The sequence below is a fragment of the Arthrobacter sp. Cza30 genome, from assembly GCF_059090765.1.
Genome location: NZ_JBNHGA010000009.1, coordinates 88,566 through 104,794 on the forward strand (window position 1 = coordinate 88,566; position 16,229 = coordinate 104,794).

At 71.6% G+C, this 16,229-nt stretch carries 16 protein-coding genes; 2 read left to right on the top strand and 14 right to left on the bottom strand.

The features are described from left to right. Positions 1 to 33: 33 nt before the first annotated feature. From AC5RVZ_RS26975 to coaBC, 4 genes are all read right to left on the bottom strand, one after another. Entirely contained in the window at positions 34 to 1,140 is a 1,107-nt protein-coding gene (locus tag AC5RVZ_RS26975) for a hypothetical protein (RefSeq protein WP_494068692.1), read from the bottom strand. A gap of 148 nt (positions 1,141 to 1,288) precedes the next feature. After that, on the bottom strand, positions 1,289 to 3,439 hold the full coding sequence (locus AC5RVZ_RS26980) for a DEAD/DEAH box helicase (RefSeq protein ID WP_494068693.1): 2,151 nt from the start codon (positions 3,437 to 3,439) through the stop codon (positions 1,289 to 1,291). A gap of 201 nt (positions 3,440 to 3,640) precedes the next feature. Further along, entirely contained in the window at positions 3,641 to 4,279 is a 639-nt protein-coding gene (locus AC5RVZ_RS26985; RefSeq protein WP_494068694.1) for a hypothetical protein, read from the bottom strand. Positions 4,280 to 4,316: 37 nt separating this feature from the next. Next, the gene (gene coaBC / locus AC5RVZ_RS26990; protein ID WP_494068887.1) at positions 4,317 to 5,567 is read right to left on the bottom strand and encodes a bifunctional phosphopantothenoylcysteine decarboxylase/phosphopantothenate--cysteine ligase CoaBC; all 1,251 of its coding nucleotides are present in this window, start codon (positions 5,565 to 5,567) and stop codon (positions 4,317 to 4,319) included. Positions 5,568 to 5,626: 59 nt separating this feature from the next. On the opposite strand from coaBC, the gene AC5RVZ_RS26995 reads away from it, so the two are divergent. Next, positions 5,627 to 6,343 carry an NRDE family protein gene (locus AC5RVZ_RS26995; RefSeq protein ID WP_494068695.1) on the top strand — a complete coding sequence of 239 codons (717 nt, stop codon included), beginning with the start codon at positions 5,627 to 5,629 and terminating at the stop codon, positions 6,341 to 6,343. 13 nt (positions 6,344 to 6,356) lie between these two features. On the opposite strand, the gene AC5RVZ_RS27000 is transcribed toward AC5RVZ_RS26995, so the two are convergent. From AC5RVZ_RS27000 to AC5RVZ_RS27040, 9 genes are all read right to left on the bottom strand, one after another. Further along, a complete protein-coding gene (locus tag AC5RVZ_RS27000; RefSeq protein ID WP_494068696.1) occupies positions 6,357 to 7,220 on the bottom strand; it encodes an aldehyde dehydrogenase family protein in 864 nt (287 codons plus the stop codon). Next, positions 7,217 to 8,713 (bottom strand): aldehyde dehydrogenase family protein, encoded by a 1,497-nt coding sequence (locus AC5RVZ_RS27005; protein ID WP_494068697.1) that lies wholly within the window; start codon positions 8,711 to 8,713, stop codon positions 7,217 to 7,219. The genes AC5RVZ_RS27000 and AC5RVZ_RS27005 overlap by 4 nt, the downstream gene beginning before the upstream one ends. 41 nt (positions 8,714 to 8,754) lie before the next feature. Beyond that, positions 8,755 to 9,762 (bottom strand): deoxyribose-phosphate aldolase, encoded by a 1,008-nt coding sequence (gene deoC / locus AC5RVZ_RS27010; RefSeq protein WP_494068698.1) that lies wholly within the window; start codon positions 9,760 to 9,762, stop codon positions 8,755 to 8,757. Positions 9,763 to 9,904: 142 nt separating this feature from the next. Then, complete coding sequence (locus tag AC5RVZ_RS27015; protein WP_494068699.1) at positions 9,905 to 10,873, bottom strand: bifunctional riboflavin kinase/FAD synthetase; 969 nt, start codon at positions 10,871 to 10,873, stop codon at positions 9,905 to 9,907. After that, entirely contained in the window at positions 10,870 to 11,313 is a 444-nt protein-coding gene (locus tag AC5RVZ_RS27020) for a hypothetical protein (RefSeq protein ID WP_494068700.1), read from the bottom strand. Before AC5RVZ_RS27020 ends, AC5RVZ_RS27015 begins: the two co-directional genes overlap by 4 nt. A 71-nt stretch (positions 11,314 to 11,384) precedes the next feature. Then, positions 11,385 to 11,753, bottom strand: coding sequence for a hypothetical protein (locus tag AC5RVZ_RS27025; protein ID WP_494068701.1), 369 nt, complete (start codon positions 11,751 to 11,753; stop codon positions 11,385 to 11,387). After that, complete coding sequence (gene truB / locus AC5RVZ_RS27030) at positions 11,750 to 12,634, bottom strand: tRNA pseudouridine(55) synthase TruB (RefSeq protein WP_494068702.1); 885 nt, start codon at positions 12,632 to 12,634, stop codon at positions 11,750 to 11,752. Before truB ends, AC5RVZ_RS27025 begins: the two co-directional genes overlap by 4 nt. 316 nt (positions 12,635 to 12,950) lie before the next feature. Beyond that, positions 12,951 to 13,313 (bottom strand): YciI family protein, encoded by a 363-nt coding sequence (locus tag AC5RVZ_RS27035; protein ID WP_494068703.1) that lies wholly within the window; start codon positions 13,311 to 13,313, stop codon positions 12,951 to 12,953. Beyond that, entirely contained in the window at positions 13,310 to 14,587 is a 1,278-nt protein-coding gene (locus AC5RVZ_RS27040) for an RNA polymerase sigma factor (protein WP_494068704.1), read from the bottom strand. Before AC5RVZ_RS27040 ends, AC5RVZ_RS27035 begins: the two co-directional genes overlap by 4 nt. A gap of 236 nt (positions 14,588 to 14,823) precedes the next feature. Here AC5RVZ_RS27040 and AC5RVZ_RS27045 point away from each other — a divergent pair, with 236 nt between their 5' ends. Continuing rightward, the gene (locus AC5RVZ_RS27045; RefSeq protein WP_494068705.1) at positions 14,824 to 15,690 is read left to right on the top strand and encodes an HhH-GPD family protein; all 867 of its coding nucleotides are present in this window, start codon (positions 14,824 to 14,826) and stop codon (positions 15,688 to 15,690) included. 12 nt (positions 15,691 to 15,702) lie between these two features. On the opposite strand, the gene rbfA is transcribed toward AC5RVZ_RS27045, so the two are convergent. Then, positions 15,703 to 16,137 carry a 30S ribosome-binding factor RbfA gene (gene rbfA / locus AC5RVZ_RS27050; RefSeq protein WP_494068706.1) on the bottom strand — a complete coding sequence of 145 codons (435 nt, stop codon included), beginning with the start codon at positions 16,135 to 16,137 and terminating at the stop codon, positions 15,703 to 15,705. Positions 16,138 to 16,229: the final 92 nt, after the last annotated feature.

Genomic DNA, 16,229 nt, shown 5'->3' on the forward strand with positions numbered 1-16,229 from the left:
AGGCGCCTGTCACCGCTCCGACGCGGATGCCGCTCACCCGGCGGCGGGCTTCCACCCGTCGTCGTCGCGGACCCATGCCTGCTCCTCGGACGGCCGTGGGCTGACGCCGCGGAACCACCATGTCTCGTCCGGATTCCATCCGGCGAGCACCGACGCACGCGCATGGTCGACCTCGATGGCACGACCGGCGGTCGAGAGGTATCCCGCCACGGTGAGATGCACACCATCGGTCTCCGTCGCCACCCGGGACCAGTCCGGCTGCACCCACATCCCGTCCCGCCCCGTGGTCCGGTACCAGTCGTGCCGGCGGGAGGCCGTGACCTCGAGCGGATGCCGGCGGCACAGCTGCGCCCAGGCATCCGGTCCGTCGATCTCGATCACTCTCGCCGGATGGACATCGACCGGCGTGGCCGCCGCGGCGTCCCAGCCGAAAGAATCCTCGACGAACCACAGGCCGGCGGGGCTTCCGTCGAACAGCCGTCTCGTCGTGCGCACGAGCGACGGCGGCGGGATCGACCACCACACCCCGCCCCAGTTCGCGGCCGGGTCGGCGGGCCGCTCCCTCAGCGCCCGCTCCTCCTCGGCACGCGCGCCGTCCGGCCAGGCGGCGAGCTCCGCGTCGACGTCGCGCGGCGGTCGTCCGGCGCCGCTCCACGGCACGACCCATTGATCGCCCGTCGCCGTCGGCTCGCTCCACCACGCCGCGTGCGTGGATGCCCCGATGACCTCCGCCACGCGCCCGAGCGCCTCCCGCACGACCGGCGTGGCGGCGAGCACGTCGAAGCCGTCGGGCTCCTGCCAGTACCGCGCGGCGTCCACGGCGGCGGCGAGCGTCCGGCGCAGCGTCGCCGCCGTCGGAGGCACCAGCGCGATGGCGGCAAGCGCCTCGGCGGCATCCGCGGCACTCGGCTTCGCGTCCGGCATCGATGCAGGCTGCAGGGTCGCCGCGCCGGATGCGTCGGCGCGGGCCAGGAAAGCGACGCTCGCCGATCCCCACCCCAGCTCATGAGCGGATGCGGCACGCCTTACCGTCGCGCCCCAGCGGGTCGCGGGAGCGTCGAAGGCGCACTCGAGCGCGTACTCCAGACAGACGCGGCGCCCTCGCGGCCCGGCTAGGAGCTTCTCCACGTCGATGCCCATCAGGTCACCCTAGCCAGCGTGACGCTCGCCGACGCGGACTACCGACGCGGCGGCGCATGTGACGCGCACCGGCCGCGCCCCGTGTGGGCCCGCGCGAGCACCCGCGCCCGAGCCCGCACGGGGCGTGCAGGCCGAACGAGCGGGATGCCTATCCGCCGAGCGACTGCCGCGTGAGATGCATGAGCGCCGACAGCTGCACCGAGTCGCTCGACTGCGGATCGACGGCCTGACCGTCCAGCGCCCGCTGGGCCAGGCCCTGCTTGGAGTCGATCAGCTCGGCGATCTTCGTGTCGATCGTGTGCGCGGCGATGATGCGCCAGGCCGTCACCGGTTCGTCCTGTCCGATCCGGTGGACACGGTCGATCGCCTGCGTCTGCTCGGCCGCCGTCCACGACAGCTCCGCGAGCACGACGTTGGACGACGCCTGCATGTTCACGCCGACGCCGGCGGCGGTCAGCGAGCACACCGCGATCCCGACCCCGGGGTCGTTGTTGAACGCGTCGATCGCCTGCTGACGCGCGGCACTCGTCTGGTCGCCGCGCAGCGACACCGTCTTCAGTCCCGCTGCGGCGAAGTGCGCCTCGGCGGCGTCCATGACGTCGATGTGCTTCGCGAAGAACACGACCTTGCCCACCGAGCGCTGCAGCTGCGCCGCGTAGTCGGCCGCCAGCAGGGCCTTCGCCTGACCGATCTTGCGCACCATCGTGAACACGTTCTCCGAGCCGGTGCCGGCGGCCTTGGACTCGTCGAGCTCGTTCTGCGCGACCAGGCGGACGATGTCCTCGTCCAGCTCGCCGGGCGCGAGCCCGCGGTCGCCGCGCGCGTCGATGATGCGGCGGTACCGGGCGGCCAGCCGCTCCCCCAGCTCGCGCTCGGCCTGCCGGATGGACCGGCCGAATTCGTCGTCGAGCTCGACGGGAAGGTCGGCGATGAGCTTGTCGGGCAGGTCGGCGGCGACATCCTTCTTCTTGCGTCGCACGATGCCCATCGAGATCACCGCGTCGCGCGCCTCGGGGTAGAAGGCCTTGTCGGCGGGTGTGAGACCGGTCTGGTCGAGCTTTCCCATGAGCTCGGGGCCGGGCTTCTCGCCGTTGGTCCAGCCCAGGAACCGCCAGATCGCGTCGAAGTCCTCGACGTCGTTGATGAGCGGCGTGCCGGTGAGGGCGAGCATCAGCGGGTTGCGGACCTGCTCCCGGATGCGCGTCGCGAGGGCCAGGACGTTCTGCGACCGCTGCGAGGAGAGGTTCTTGATGAAGTGCGCCTCGTCGACGACCATGCCCTTCAGGCCGATCGACCCGAGCCACGACAGGTGGCGGTCGAGGATCTCGTAGTTGACGATGAAGACGTCGGCGAACGCATCGATGTCCTCGCCGTCGCCCTGGATGACCGTCGCCCGTCGCTGCGGCGTCCAGCGCTCGACCTCGCGGGCCCAGTTCATCTTGACGACGTTGGGGACGACGGCCAGCAGCGGGTAGGCCTCGGCGACGGATGCCGCGAGCACGGACTCCGCCGTCTTCCCCAGGCCCGGCTCATCGGCGAGCAGGAACGTGCGGTGGCCCTGCCGGACAGCCTCGAGGAACCGCGACTGGTGCGGCATGACCTCGAGCCCCTTCGGCGAGACCCGGTCGAACTCGGGCACGGGGGGCAGCTCCATCGACGCGCTGGATCCGCCGGCGCCGGTCTCGAACGCCTTGTACAGCGGACCCATCAGCTCCCAGCCGTCCAGGCGCCGGCGCGGGGTCTCCCTGGGGGCACGCAGCGTCAGATCGGGGGCGAGGAACGGGTGGGCCATCTGACGGGCCTCGACCTGCGGCGGCACCACCTGGCGCTCGGCGAGCGCGGCGGGCACGACCGTTGACGCGACCGGCGCGACGTCGGTGATGATGAGCTCGTCGGGCGGCAGCTCGGCGCCGGACTCGAGCAGCCAGTCGCGGCGCATGCGACGCGCGACCGGCGAGGTCGCCTGGTCGACCTCGAGGAGCTGGATGAGGGACGTGTCGCGCGCGGCCGTCTTGGCGAGGATGGTCGCGACGCCGTCCAGACGCTTGAGCAGCTCGGCGCGGACGGCGTCGGTGAGGTCGGCGTCGTTCTTGACGCGAGCCCGCTCCTCGCGCACGAGGAAGGCGATCACCTGGAACTTCACGCGGTTGGTCGGCCCGAGCTTGCCGCGCTGGGCCTTGGCCTCGACCTCTCGCACCTTGCGGGCGAGGATCGGGATGATGGGCGCCTCGTCGTCGCGCCGTGCGGACGAGGACTTGCGGCGCCGCTGCGCCGTCTGGGCGGGTGCCGTGGTCGGCATGCTCCTCCTGAGCCTGAAGAGCCGGGTCGGGACCGGCGATGATCGGATGACACCGATGATGTGATGCTTCCGCGGGCGGCGCGAACGCCGTCATCGACGCGGAACAGGATCGACCGCGGACCGTCGCGGGCACTCGCTTCTGCGAGCTGCGACCAGGTCTGCGGCTGTTCCCCGCGGCCTATTCTAGCGGATCAGGGGGTTTCAGCCCCAGAGCGTTGCGACGATGTCCTCGGTGTAGCCCTCGGGCGAGAGATTGAGCCACGCCGTCGTCACCAGACCGCCCTGACCGAGGTAGTGCGTCTCGCCGCGGGTGTACTCCTGATCGTCCAGGCTGATGCCGCGCTGCTCGATGCGGCAGATCGTCCCCTCGCCGTGCTCCTCGCAGCCGAAGCCCGCCTCTGCGAGCGCCTGGGCGACCGTCTCGGACTGCTCGGGATCGACCGCGGTGACGTTGGTGGCCAGACCGGTGTCGCTGGGCGCACCCCAGCTGCAGCGCAGCGTCGGAGCGCCGCCCTCGAGGATCTCGAGGATCGCGACGTTCTCGGTCGAGAGCATGGTCACGCCCGGGTCGTTCAGCGGCAGGTTCGCCCCCTGCAGCTGCGCCAGCATGCCGTCGGAGTAGATGTCCTCGCAGGCGCCGGGCACCTCGAAGGACTGCGGGCGCTCCGTCTCGATCGGCGTGACCGAGGGGCCGGGGGTCGGCTCCTTCACGCTGGAGGTCGGCGAGGCCGACGGCGATGCCGGCGGCTCGGGACGGCATCCGGTCGCGATCGCCGCCACCGTCATCAGGGCGAGACCGCCCACCACGACGCGCGTCGCCACAGGACCGACAAACCGCATGAGACCTCCGATTCGCTGCGAATGCTCCGCTTCGACCCTAAGGCCGCGGCGCGTGGCCGCCGAGGGGCGCGCCGCGCTTGCGTCGCACATCGAGCACGGCATCCCACAGCGCATCCGCCACGGCACGCTTGGATCCGCTCGCGGTCGACACGACAGCGCCGTCGCGGTCGATCAGCGTCACCGCGTTGTCGGCGCTCTCGAATCCCTTCGACCAGCCGACCTCGTTCACGGCGAGCAGGTCCGTGCCCTTGCGGGCGGCCTTCCTCCGACCCCGTTCGACCAGGGTCTCCCCATCGGCCGGGGTCTCGGCGGCGAAGCCGACGATCGTCTGGTCGCCACGGCGGCGCTGCACCAGCCCGGCCAGGATGTCCTCCGTCTCGACCAGCTCCAGCGCGAGGCCTCCCGGCGCCGACTCCTTGGTGCGCTTGAGGGGCGACACCTCGGCCACGCGGTAGTCCGCGACGGCGGCCGCCATGACGACCACATCCGCCGACGACGCCGCCGCGACGACGGCATCCGCCAGCTCCGCCGCGGTGCCGGCCCGACGCAGCTCCACATGAGCATGCCCGGATGCCTCCGCCAGGACGCCGTCGTCGACATGGGCCGCGACGAGCGTCACCTGCGCGCCCCGCTCGGCGGCCGCGACGGCGACCGCGACCCCCTGCCGGCCGCTGGAGCGGTTCCCGATGAAGCGGACCGGATCGATCGGCTCCCGCGTGCCGCCCGCGCTGACGACGACATGGAGCCCGGCCAGATCCGTCCTGACCTCCGCCGCCGCGAGCGCGGCCTCGAGGATCGCTTCGGGCTCGGACATCCGCCCCGGCCCACTGTCACCGCCGGTCAGGGCGCCGTCATCCGGTCCCACCACGGTCACGCCCCGCTCCCGCAGCGTCTGCACGTTGCGGACGGTCGCGGGATGCCGCCACATCTCGGCGTGCATGGCGGGAGCCACGACGACGGGTGCCGTCGTGGCCAGTAGGGTCGTTCCCAGGAGATCGTCCGCGAGACCCGTGGCCATCTTCGCCAGGCTGTTCGCCGTCGCAGGCGCCACGATCACGAGGTCGGCCGACTGGCCGAGCGCGACGTGACGCACGCGGGCGACGTCGTCGTGGACGGAGGTCGTGACGGGATTGCGGCTGATCGCCTCCCACGTGGGCAGACCGACGAACCGGACGGCGTCGGCGGTCGGCACGACGTGGACGTCGTGGCCCGCCTTCACCAGGAGGCGCACGAGGTGCACGGCCTTGTAGGCGGCGATGCCACCGGTGACCCCCACGACGACGAACACCATCCGATCTTGGCATGACGTGCCGACCACCGGCACGGCGGCCACCGACAGGAGTCCTCATGTGCACCGTGGTGATCCACGTCCCCTCGTCGGCCGACGGCGCCACCCGGGTGCTCGCCGTCCGGGATGAGGACCCGGGTAGGCCGTGGAACCCGCTGGGACGCTGGTGGCCTGAGCCGCATCACGGCGTGGTCGGGGTGCGCGACGTCCGTGCCGGCGGAGCGTGGCTCGCGGCTGACCCCGAGGCGGGGCGGCTGGCGGTGCTCCTGAACCGCGCGGACGTGTCCTCCCGGCCGGAGTCCGAGCTCGTGTCGCGCGGCGGGATCGTGCTGGACTCCGTCGCCGGACGCTCGCCGGAGGAGTCCCCGGCGACGCACGGGTTCAACCTCGTCGAGGTCGCCGGCCCTCACGCCCGCGTGGTGACGTGGGACGGCGACGCTCTCCGGTCGATCCCCCTCGCTCCGGGCACCCACATGATCGCCCACGACGACGTCGACGACGCCGGCACACCGCGGATCGCACGGTGGCTGGAGGAGTTCCGTCAGACGCCCCCCGGCGACGGCGCACGGTGGTGGCTGCCGTGGCTGGACGTGCTCGAGCGGTCGACGACGCTGGAGAGCACCGACGATCGCGCGATCATCCGCGACAATCGGCCGCTCGGCTACCCGACGCTGTCGCTGCTCGCGTGCGTGGCATCCGTCTCGGCGGATGACGTCGAGGTCCACTACGGCGAGCTGCGCGAGCCCGGCCGCTGGGGCGGGCTCGATCTCGCCTGAGAGCCCCGGCCTGTCAGACGAGGCTCTTGGTGTGCCACACCGTCTTGGTCTCGGTGAACGCCGCGATGCGCTCGAGGCTCGGTGCCGCGGCATCCGCGCCGTTCTCGGGCGGGAGGACGCGCGTGAGCGTCTCGGCGGCGGCGATCTGGAGGTCCACCCAGTCCAGGTCTCCCGCGCCGACGAGGTCCAGCGCGTGCACCTCCGGGTGCGACGCGAGCCACGGCGCGAGCTCCTTCGGCGACCCCGTGAGGACGTTCACCACGCCCCCGGGCACGTCCGACGTGGCCAGCACCTCGGCAAGGCTGATGGCCGACAGGGGGAAGCGCTCGGATGCCACCACGACGACCGCGTTCCCGGTGACCAGAGCCGGCGCGACCGCCGAGACGAGGCCGAGCAGCGCGGTGTCCTGCGGTGCGACGATGCCGACGACCCCGGTGGGCTCGGGCACCGAGATGTTGAAGTACGGACCGGCGACCGGGTTGCCGTTGCCGGCGACCTGGCCGAACTTGTCGCACCATCCGGCGTACCAGACCCAGCGGTCGATCGCCTCGTCGACCTCCGCGGCGGCGGCGGCGGTCGGAACGCCCGTCTGCTGCACGATCTCGTCGACGAACTGGGCGCGGCGCCCCTCGAGCAGCTCCGCGACGCGGTACAGCACCTGACCGCGGTTGTACGCGGTGGCTCCGGACCAGCCCTTCACCGCCCCGCGCGCGGCGACCACCGCGTCGCGGGCGTCCTTGCGCGAGGCCAGCGCGGCGTTCGCGAGGAACACGCCCTCGGGGCTGATCACCTCGTACGTGCGGCCCGATTCGCTGCGCGGGAAGGCGCCGCCGATGAACAGCTTGTACGTCTTCGGGACGGAGAGTCGGTTGCTCAAGACAGGATTCCCTTCTTCGCCCGGCCGGCTTCGACCCGGCGTGCGGACTCCCCGGCCGACGCGCTCTTGAGGTAGGCGGCCAGGCCGTGCCGGCCGCCCTCGCGGCCGTAGCCGGACTCCTTGTAGCCGCCGAAGGGCGAGGACGGGTCGAAGCGGTTGAACGTGTTCGCCCACACCACGCCGGCACGGAGGCGGTCGGCGACGGCGAGGATCCGCGAGCCCTTGTCGCTCCAGATGCCCGCGGACAGGCCGTAGGGCGTGTTGTTGGCCTTCTCGATCGCCTCGCCCGGCGTGCGGAAGGTGAGCACCGACAGGACGGGGCCGAAGATCTCGTCGCGGGCGATGCGGTGGCTGGCCTGCACGTTGGTGAAGATCGTCGGCGCGAACCAGAACCCGTTGTCGGGGATGACGCAGTCAGCGCTCCAGCGCTCGGCGCCCTCCTCCTCGCCGATGCGGCTGAGCTCGCGGATGCGATCGAGCTGCTCCCGCGAGTTGATGGCGCCGATGTCGGTGTTCTTGTCGAGCGGGTCGCCCAGGCGCAGTGTCGACAGGCGCTGCTTGAGGCGATCGACGACCTCGTCGTGGATCGACTCCTGCACCAGCAGGCGACTGCCGGCGCAGCACACGTGACCCTGGTTGAAGAAGATGCCGTTGACGATGCCTTCGACGGCCTGGTCGATGGGCGCGTCGTCGAACACGATGTTGGCGGCCTTGCCGCCGAGCTCGAGGGTGAGCTTCTTCTCGGTCCCGGCGACCGCCTTGGCGATCTCCCGGCCCACGGCCGTCGACCCCGTGAACGCCACCTTGTCGACGTCGGGGTGCCGCACGATCGCCGCGCCGGTGGAGCCGGCGCCGGTGACGATGTTGACCACCCCCGGGGGCAGGTCGGCCTGCTGGAGGATCTCGGCGAAGATGAGCGCCGACAGCGGCGTCGTCTCGGCCGGCTTGATCACCACGGTGTTGCCCGCGGCGAGCGCCGGCGCGATCTTCCACGCCAGCATCAGCAGCGGGAAGTTCCACGGGATGACCTGGCCGGCCACGCCGAGGGGACGGGGCGCGGCGCCGAGCCCTGCGTAGTCGAGCTTGTCCGCCCATCCTGCGTAGTAGAAGAACCACGCGGCGACCAGCGGCACGTCGACGTCGCGGCTCTCCTTGATCGGCTTGCCGTTGTCCAGGCTCTCCGCCACCGCCAGCTCGCGGGCGCGTTCCTGGACGAGCCGCGCGATGCGGAAGAGGTACTTGCCCCGGTCGCGGCCGCTCATGCGCGACCACGTCTTCTCGAACGCACGGCGGGCGGCTGCGACGGCGACATCCACGTCGGCGGCGCTCGCGGATGCGATCGTGGCGATGTGCGACTCGTCGGCGGGCGAGATGGTCGTGAAGGACTCGCCGGAGCCGGGACGGAACTCGCCGTCGATGAACAGCCCGTACTCGTCGCGCAGTCTCAGGACCGCGCGCGACTCCGGGGCCGGCGCGTACTCGAGGAAACCCATTCCTGGCCTTTCAGTGTGCCTATCTAGCCGTTCGTCGACGCTCAGTCGATCGTGACGTAATCCGCGCCCGAGTAGTGCCCGCTGCGCAGCTTCTGCCGCTGCAGCAGCACGTCGTTGAGGAGACTGGATGCCCCGTAGCGGAACAGGTGCGGCTGCAGCCACTCCTCTCCGACGGTCTCGGCGACCGTGACGAGGTACTTGATGGCGTCCTTCGAGGTGCGGATGCCGCCGGCGGGCTTGACGCCGACACGCTCGCCGGTGGCGCGGTGCCAGTCGCGGACGACCTCGAGCATGAGCAGCGTCGTGGGCAGCGTGGCCGCCGGCTGCACCTTTCCCGTCGAGGTCTTGATGAAGTCGCCGCCCGCGAGGATGGCCAGCCAGGACGCGCGCTTGATGTTGTCGTAGGTGTTCAGCTCGCCGGTCTCGAGGATGACCTTCAGGGATGCGTAGGTGCCGTCCGCCCGGCGGCACGCCTGCTTGACGCGAGCGATCTGATCGAAGACCTGCCCGTATCTGCCTGCCAGGAACGCACCGCGGTCGATCACCATGTCGATCTCATCCGCACCGTGCGCCACGGCTTCGGCGGTGTCGGCGAGCTTGATCTCGAGCGAGGCCCGTCCGCTCGGGAACGCCGTGGCCACGGCCGCGACCGAGACGCCGCCGTGGTCGGGATCGCCATGCGCGGCGCCGAGCGCCTCGACGGCGTGGGGAACCATGTCGCCGTAGACGCAGACGGCCGCGACGCGCGGACACGTCGGGTCCGAGGCATCCGGGTTCAGTCCCTTGGCCACGAGCGAGCGCACCTTGCCGGGCGTGTCCGCTCCCTCGAGCGTCGTCAGGTCGATCAGCTGGATGATCCTGTCGAGCGCCCACGCCTTGGACGAGGTCTTGATCGAGCGGGTGCCGAGGCTCGCGGCCCGCTGCTCCAGGCCGACCGCGTCGACGCCGGGAAGCCCATGGAGGTAGCGACGCAGCGTGGTGTCGTCGGGTTCACCGCCCAGCAGTTCGACCGCGCGCTCGGGCAGGGTCTGAACGTCGGTTCGGCTCATGGGATCTCCCTCTGTCATGGGGCTCGGCGAGGGCCGGAGTCGCGGGCGCCGGCGTGAAGCTGTCGTCGCGGCGGTGCGCCCGGAGGCGAACAGCAAGCCTACCCCGGCCGCCCATGGATCGGCAGGCGAGGGTGCGACGCGGTCAGGCCAGCTCGCTGCGGACGCGGGCGACGTCTTCGGTCATCTTCGCGATGAGCGGCTCGATGCCCTCGAAGGCCTCCATGCCGCGGATGCGCGAGGTGAACTCCACCTCCACGGTGTGGCCGTACAGGTCGAGATCGGTCTCGTCGAGCACGTAGGCCTCGACCTGCCGCGCCGCCACGTCGTCGAAGGTGGGGTTGCTGCCGACGCTGATGGCGGCGGGATAGCGCACACTGCTGCGCGGCTCGTCGCCGTGCCGGCGCGCGCCTTCGTCCACGAGCCAGCCGGCGTACACGCCCTCAGCGGGGACGAAGCCCTCCAGGTCCGCGGACAGGTTCGCGGTGGGAAAGCCGAGCTGGCGCCCGCGCTTGAGCCCGTGCACCACCTCGCCGCGCACGGAGTGGGCCCGTCCGAGGAGCTTCGCCGCCCCCGCGACGTCGCCCTCCGACAGCAGGTCCCGGATCCACGTCGACGACACCCGGCGCCCGTCGTCGATCGCCCGGACGTCCTCGACGACGTCGACGTCGAAGCCGAACTCCCGGCCGAGCTCGCGCAGCAGGTCAGGGTCGCCCGTGCCGCCCCGGCCGAAGCGGAAGTCGGCGCCGACGAGCACGATCGTGACGCCGAGCGCTCCGACCAGCACGTGCTCGACGAACTCGCGCGCCGACAGGTCGGCGAGCGTCCGGTCGAAGGTCAGCATGAGCGTGGCGTCCACGCCGGCGTCGGCGAGCAGACGCAGCTTCTGCTCGACGCCGACCAGGCTGGCGGGGCAGATGTCCGGACGCAGCAGCGCCAGCGGGTTGCGGTCGAACGTGACGGCGACCACGCGCGCACCCGAGTCGGCCGCGTCCACCCGGGCGCGGGCGATCACGGCGCGGTGGCCGGAGTGCACACCGTCGAACTTCCCGATCGCGACGACGGACGGCCCGAACCCGGCGGGGACCTCGCCCGGATCCCGGAAGACGATCACGATGCCACCGCCGCGGGCTGGACGGTGGCGGCCGGCGTGTGCGGGCGGTGGGTGATCAGCCACCACAGACCCAGGAAGGGCAGGACGAGCGGCACGAAGACGTACCCCATGCCGAACCACGACCACACCGTGGGGTGGGCGAACAGCTCCGGCAGGACCAGGCTGAGGGTGCCGATCACCAGCACGCCGACGAGCTCGAACGCGATGGCGACCCAGGCGACGAGGTACCAGACCCGGGACCCGGCGAAGACCAGCGCGAGCGTGGCGAGGATGTACACCAGCGCCGACACCGCCGACAGCGAGTACGCGAGCGGCGCCTCTTCGAAGCGCTGGGCGATCTGCACGAACGATCGGCCGGTGGCGGCGAGCGCCATGATGCCGTAGACGATGACGAGGACGCGACCGATACCGGTCATGCGGGGACGGGCGGGCGTTGACATGACCTCACGAGTCTAGATCGGATGCCGCCACGGCGTCCTCGCCCGCGGCATCCGGGCCAGAGGGACCCTCGTCACGCCACCTGGACGGTCCAGATCACGTGCATGCGCCACACCATCACGGCCACCGAGAGCGCGGCTATCCCCATGATGACGGTGCTCCACCGGCTGCGCTCCAGCAGCGCCCACAGCACCGCCGCGGGCGGCAGCAGCGCCGCCGAGACGAGGTACACCCAGTACTCCAACATGCTTCCCGTGGGAGGGTTGCCCACAAGAGGCGCGATGATCGCCACGACGATCTGGGCGAGGAGCAGCAGTTCGACCAGCGCGAGCGATCCGACCGTGAAGTCGCTGGGCCGGCGCCCGGCCAGGCCCACGACGGCGCAGAAGAGCCCTGCGGCCACGGCCACGATCACCTGGGCGAGGGTGAACCACAGGATCATGCGGATGCCTCCTCGGGCATGTTCATGACGCTCTTGACGTCGGAACCGCGGCGCTCGACGATCCCCACGAGCATGCCGCTCGGATCGATCGCGGCGATGGGACTGGCTGCGAGACGCTCCGCCGCTCCGACGAGACGCTTGCCGTGCCGCAGGTCCCGGGCGTCCTCGCCGTCGACATCGAAGCGGCCGAGCACCGCCGCCGCTGCGACGGCCGGCGTCAGCTGCGGCGCGGTGTCGATCACATCCACCCCCGCCGCGTCGTCGACCGAGAACGGGCCGATGCGCGTGCGGCGCAGGCGCGTCAGGTGACCTCCCACGCCCAGCGCCGCACCGAGGTCGCGCGCGAGCGAGCGGATGTACGTGCCCGAAGAGCAGTCCACGACGACATCCAGGTCGATCGTGTGCGCGCCGCGCTCCTCGCCCACGACCTCGAACCGCGAAACGGTGACCGCGCGCGCCTTCAGCGCCACGGCCTCCCCCGCGCGAGCGAGGTCGTACGCGCGTCGTCCGTCGACCTTGATGGCGGAGTAGGTGCTGGGCACTTGCGAGATCGGGCCGGTCAGCGTGCCGACGGCGGACCCGATCCGCTCGGATGTCACGGCGGCGGCATCCGTCGTCGACACGACGGTTCCGTCAGCGTCGTCCGTGTCTGTCGACACTCCCAGGCGGATCGTCGCCTCGTAGGTCTTGTCGAGACCGACGACGAACGTGAGAAGACGGGTCGCGCCTTCGACGCCGAGGATCAGCAGACCCGTCGCCATCGGGTCGAGCGTGCCGGCATGGCCGATCTTCCGCGTGCCGAGGGCTCGCCGCGCCCGCGCGACGACGTCGTGCGAGGTGATGCCGCCCGGCTTGTCGACGAGCAGGATCCCCGAGCGCATGGCTCCAGCCTAGGGCGCGGGGATCCGGTCGCCGCACCGCGGCGCTGCGCTCGTGCAGCGACGCTGCGGGGCTCATCAGAGGGGATCTGCCGACCACAGGGCCGATCGGCCGCAAGGCGCCATCCCCGTTCCCTGGGCGTCGTCGTCCGCATGACCTGCTCATCGCGAGGATCGAGGACCGCGGGGTTCGAGATCGACGGCATACCGCGAGCGTGGCACAGCCGTCCGGGCAGGTGACGGCCCGACGCTCCAGACCCCTCTGACCGGCCGCTCTCCTCTCGGACGCCGCCCGATCGCGGCCACCCGGGGCGGGCCGTCAGTCCGCGTCCTCCCAGGGAAGCTTGACAGTAGGCAGGATGAGGACGCGCCCGCGCACGGCGGTGGGGTGCTTCGCCATGTACGCCGCAGCCTCGTCGATCGATTCGGCCTCGATGAGGTCGTAGCCGGCGAACCATTCCTTGAACTCCGGGAACGGGCCGTCAGTGATGATCGTCCGGCCGTCGCGCACGCTCACGGACTTGGCCTCGTCGCGACCCGCGACCGGTGCTCCGGGGCCGAGCGCACCGGCGTCGGTGCCTTCCTGCGCCCAGGATTCGAGCATCCGCTGGTCCTCGTCCTGGGCGAGTGTCGCTCCGGTGGAATCGGTCATGTGGATCACGAGGAACTGTTGAGTGGTCACGTGGACTCTCCTTTCATGGATGCCGCGAGATCGCCGCGGCGGCGGATGAGGTGGGCGACTTCGGCGGTGTTCGCCGCCAGGTCGATCGCCCGGTCGTAGGCGGCGCGCGCGTCGACGGCACGTCCGACGCGCCGCAGGAGCTCCGCACGGGTGGCGTGGAACGCGTGATGGGCGCCCAGCGCGTCGCCGAGCCGCTCGAGGATCGCCAGACCGACCTGCGGTGAGTCGTACTCCGATACCGCGATGGCCTTGCCGAGGGTCACCAGCGGGCTGGGATCCACCCGCTCGAGCTCGCCGTAGAGCGCGACGATCCGGGCCCAGTCGGTGTCGCCCGCGTGAGACGCCGACGCGTGCACGGCGTTGATGGCCGACAGGAGCTGGTAGCGGCCGAACGCGCCGTCCCCGGCTGACACCGCCGTCAACCTCTCGTTCACGAGCGCCAGGCCCTCATGGACGAGGGACTCGTCCCAGGCGCTGCGGTCCTGTTCGTCCAGGCGCTGGAGGTCGCCGTTCTCCGACACACGCGCGGACGCGCGGGCCTCTGTCAGCAGCATGAGCGCCAGCAGCCCCGTCGCCTCGGCGCGTTCCGGCGAGCGCGCCGGCAGCAGGTCGCGCACCAGCCGGGTGAGGCGGATGGCTTCGCCCGTCAGATCGGGCCGGAGCGGATCGGATGCCTCCCCCGAGGCGAGATACCCCTCGTTGAAGATGAGGTAGAGCACCGCGAGGACCCCCGCCGCCCGCTCGGGAAGATCCTGCGGCTCCGGAACCCGGAAGGGGACCCGTGCGGTCCTGATCCTCGCCTTCGCGCGGCTCAGTCGCTGCCCCATCGTGGTCTCCTGCACCAGGAACGCGTGCGCGATCTCGGCGACGGTCAGTCCCCCGATGATGCGCAGCGTCAGCGCCACTCGCGCCTCCATCGACAGCACCGGATGGCAGCAGGTGAAGATCAGATGGAGCCGGTCGTCCTCGATGGCGCCGACATCCTCCGTGCCCGCGTCGTCCGCGAGCATGAGCGCCTCCTTGTACAGCTCGTCGCGGCGCGCTTCGCGGCGGAGCCGATCGATCGCCTTGCGGTGCGCCGTCGTGGTGATCCACGCACCCGGGTTGGGTGGCACGCCGTCGGCGGGCCAACGCTCGACGGCGACGGCGAACGCCTCGGCGGCCATCTCTTCAGCCACGTCGAGGTCGCCGAGGCGCCGCGCGAGCCCCGCCACAACCCGCGCCCATTCCTCCCGGTGAGTGCGGGCGATCGCCGCGGCGACGTCGGAGCTCACGCCCTGCCCCGGTCCAGGGGAAGTCCGCCGTGCATGCGGCTGAGCGCCATGGGATCTCCTTGTTCTCTTGGACGTCGCTCGATGGCGGCTGTCATCAAGGTCTACGAACGAGATTCCTCCGATTCGACACCCCCGGGAAAGAATCTCCAAGGGAACTCGCTGACGGATGTCGAGACGGCCGGCGGTGTCCGTCGCGGTGATGGGCGGACCGTGGGGCAGCGACGTAGGCTCGGAGGATGCCCGACCTCGCCAGGCCCCTCGCCGCGTGGTACCGCGAGAACGCGCGGGCCCTGCCGTGGCGCGAGCCGGGATTCGGCGCGTGGGGCGTCCTGGTGAGCGAGTTCATGCTGCAGCAGACGCCGGTGAACCGGGTGATCCCGCACCTCGAGGCATGGCTGGCGCGCTGGCCGACGCCGACGGCGCTGGCGGCGGCCTCGCCGGCGGATGCCGTGCGCCAATGGGCGAATCTGGGCTATCCGCGGCGTGCGCTGTGGCTTCACCGGGCGGCCGTCGAGATCCGTGATCGGCACGGCGGCGTCGTGCCGCGTGATGTCGAAGCGCTGCTCGCCCTCAGTGGCATCGGCGACTACACCGCGCGCGCGGTGGCCGTCTTCGCCTACGGCGATCGGCACCCGGTCGTGGACACGAACACCCGTCGCGTGCTCGCGCGCGCAGTCGGCGGTCGCTCCCAGCCGGGACCGCCGTCCAAGCGCGACCTCGCGGCGATGGCGGCCGTCCTGCCGGACGAGCGCGATGAGTCGGCGACGGTGAACGCCGCGGCGATGGAGCTGGGCGCGACCGTCTGCATCGCGCGCGTCCCCCGGTGCGACCGGTGTCCGGTCGCGGCACAGTGCGCGTGGCGGGCCGCCGGCTACCCCGACACCGGTGATGACCGGCGGCGGCAGGCGCGGTACGAAGGCAGCGACCGACAGGCTCGGGGGGCCGTTCTGAAGGCGCTGAGGGATGCCTCCACCCACGCCCTGCCGCTCGGTGAGGTCGCGGCGGACTGGCCCGACGCACAGCAGCGCGACCGGGCGATCGACTCTCTCATCGCCGACGGTCTTGCCGAGGCCTCCGACGGGATGCTGCGCCTGCCTGCCTGACGGCGCGGTCGGTCAGGCGTCCTCGTCGTCCTCGCGGGGCTTGACGTACGGGTCGGCCTCGCCCGCGTAGGACGCGGATGCTGCGAGACCGGCCACCGCCTCGTCCCGCTCGCGCGCCTCGCGCAGCAGGTCGGCGATGTGGCCGGCGCTGTCGGGCAGCGCGTCGGGGATGAACTCCAGCGACGGGGTCAGCCGGACGCCGAGCCTCCGGCCCACCTCGCTGCGGAGCATCCCGGTCGCGGCCTTGAGCGCCGCGGCGGTGGAGGCGCGCTCCTCGTCCGAGCCGAGGACCGTGTAGAACACCGAGGCATGCTGGAGGTCGCCCGTCACGCGCACGTCGGTGATCGTCACGAATCCGAGGCGCGGGTCGCGCAGGCCCTTCTCGAGCCGCTCCGCGATGAGGACGCGGATGCGGTCGGCCAGTCGCGCTTGCCGTTCCGAGGCCATTTCTCCTCCTTCTCCGCTCGCGCGGAAGACACCGGCGAAGGTGACGGATGCCTCCTGAGGCGATCGCGGTCCCGTGGGTCCCGCTCTCGCCC

Bases quoted from the DNA above. Each gene is read 5' to 3' on its own strand.
- AC5RVZ_RS26975 (WP_494068692.1), bottom strand. From the start codon at position 1,140: ATGGGCATCGACGTGGAGAAGCTCCTAGCCGGGCCGCGAGGGCGCCGC.
- AC5RVZ_RS26980 (WP_494068693.1), bottom strand. From the start codon at position 3,439: ATGCCGACCACGGCACCCGCCCAGACGGCGCAGCGGCGCCGCAAGTCC.
- AC5RVZ_RS26985 (WP_494068694.1), bottom strand. From the start codon at position 4,279: ATGCGGTTTGTCGGTCCTGTGGCGACGCGCGTCGTGGTGGGCGGTCTC.
- AC5RVZ_RS26995 (WP_494068695.1), top strand. From the start codon at position 5,627: ATGTGCACCGTGGTGATCCACGTCCCCTCGTCGGCCGACGGCGCCACC.
- AC5RVZ_RS27005 (WP_494068697.1), bottom strand. From the start codon at position 8,713: ATGGGTTTCCTCGAGTACGCGCCGGCCCCGGAGTCGCGCGCGGTCCTG.
- deoC (WP_494068698.1), bottom strand. From the start codon at position 9,762: ATGAGCCGAACCGACGTTCAGACCCTGCCCGAGCGCGCGGTCGAACTG.
- AC5RVZ_RS27020 (WP_494068700.1), bottom strand. From the start codon at position 11,313: ATGTCAACGCCCGCCCGTCCCCGCATGACCGGTATCGGTCGCGTCCTC.
- AC5RVZ_RS27025 (WP_494068701.1), bottom strand. From the start codon at position 11,753: ATGATCCTGTGGTTCACCCTCGCCCAGGTGATCGTGGCCGTGGCCGCA.
- truB (WP_494068702.1), bottom strand. From the start codon at position 12,634: ATGCGCTCGGGGATCCTGCTCGTCGACAAGCCGGGCGGCATCACCTCG.
- AC5RVZ_RS27045 (WP_494068705.1), top strand. From the start codon at position 14,824: ATGCCCGACCTCGCCAGGCCCCTCGCCGCGTGGTACCGCGAGAACGCG.
- rbfA (WP_494068706.1), bottom strand. From the start codon at position 16,137: ATGGCCTCGGAACGGCAAGCGCGACTGGCCGACCGCATCCGCGTCCTC.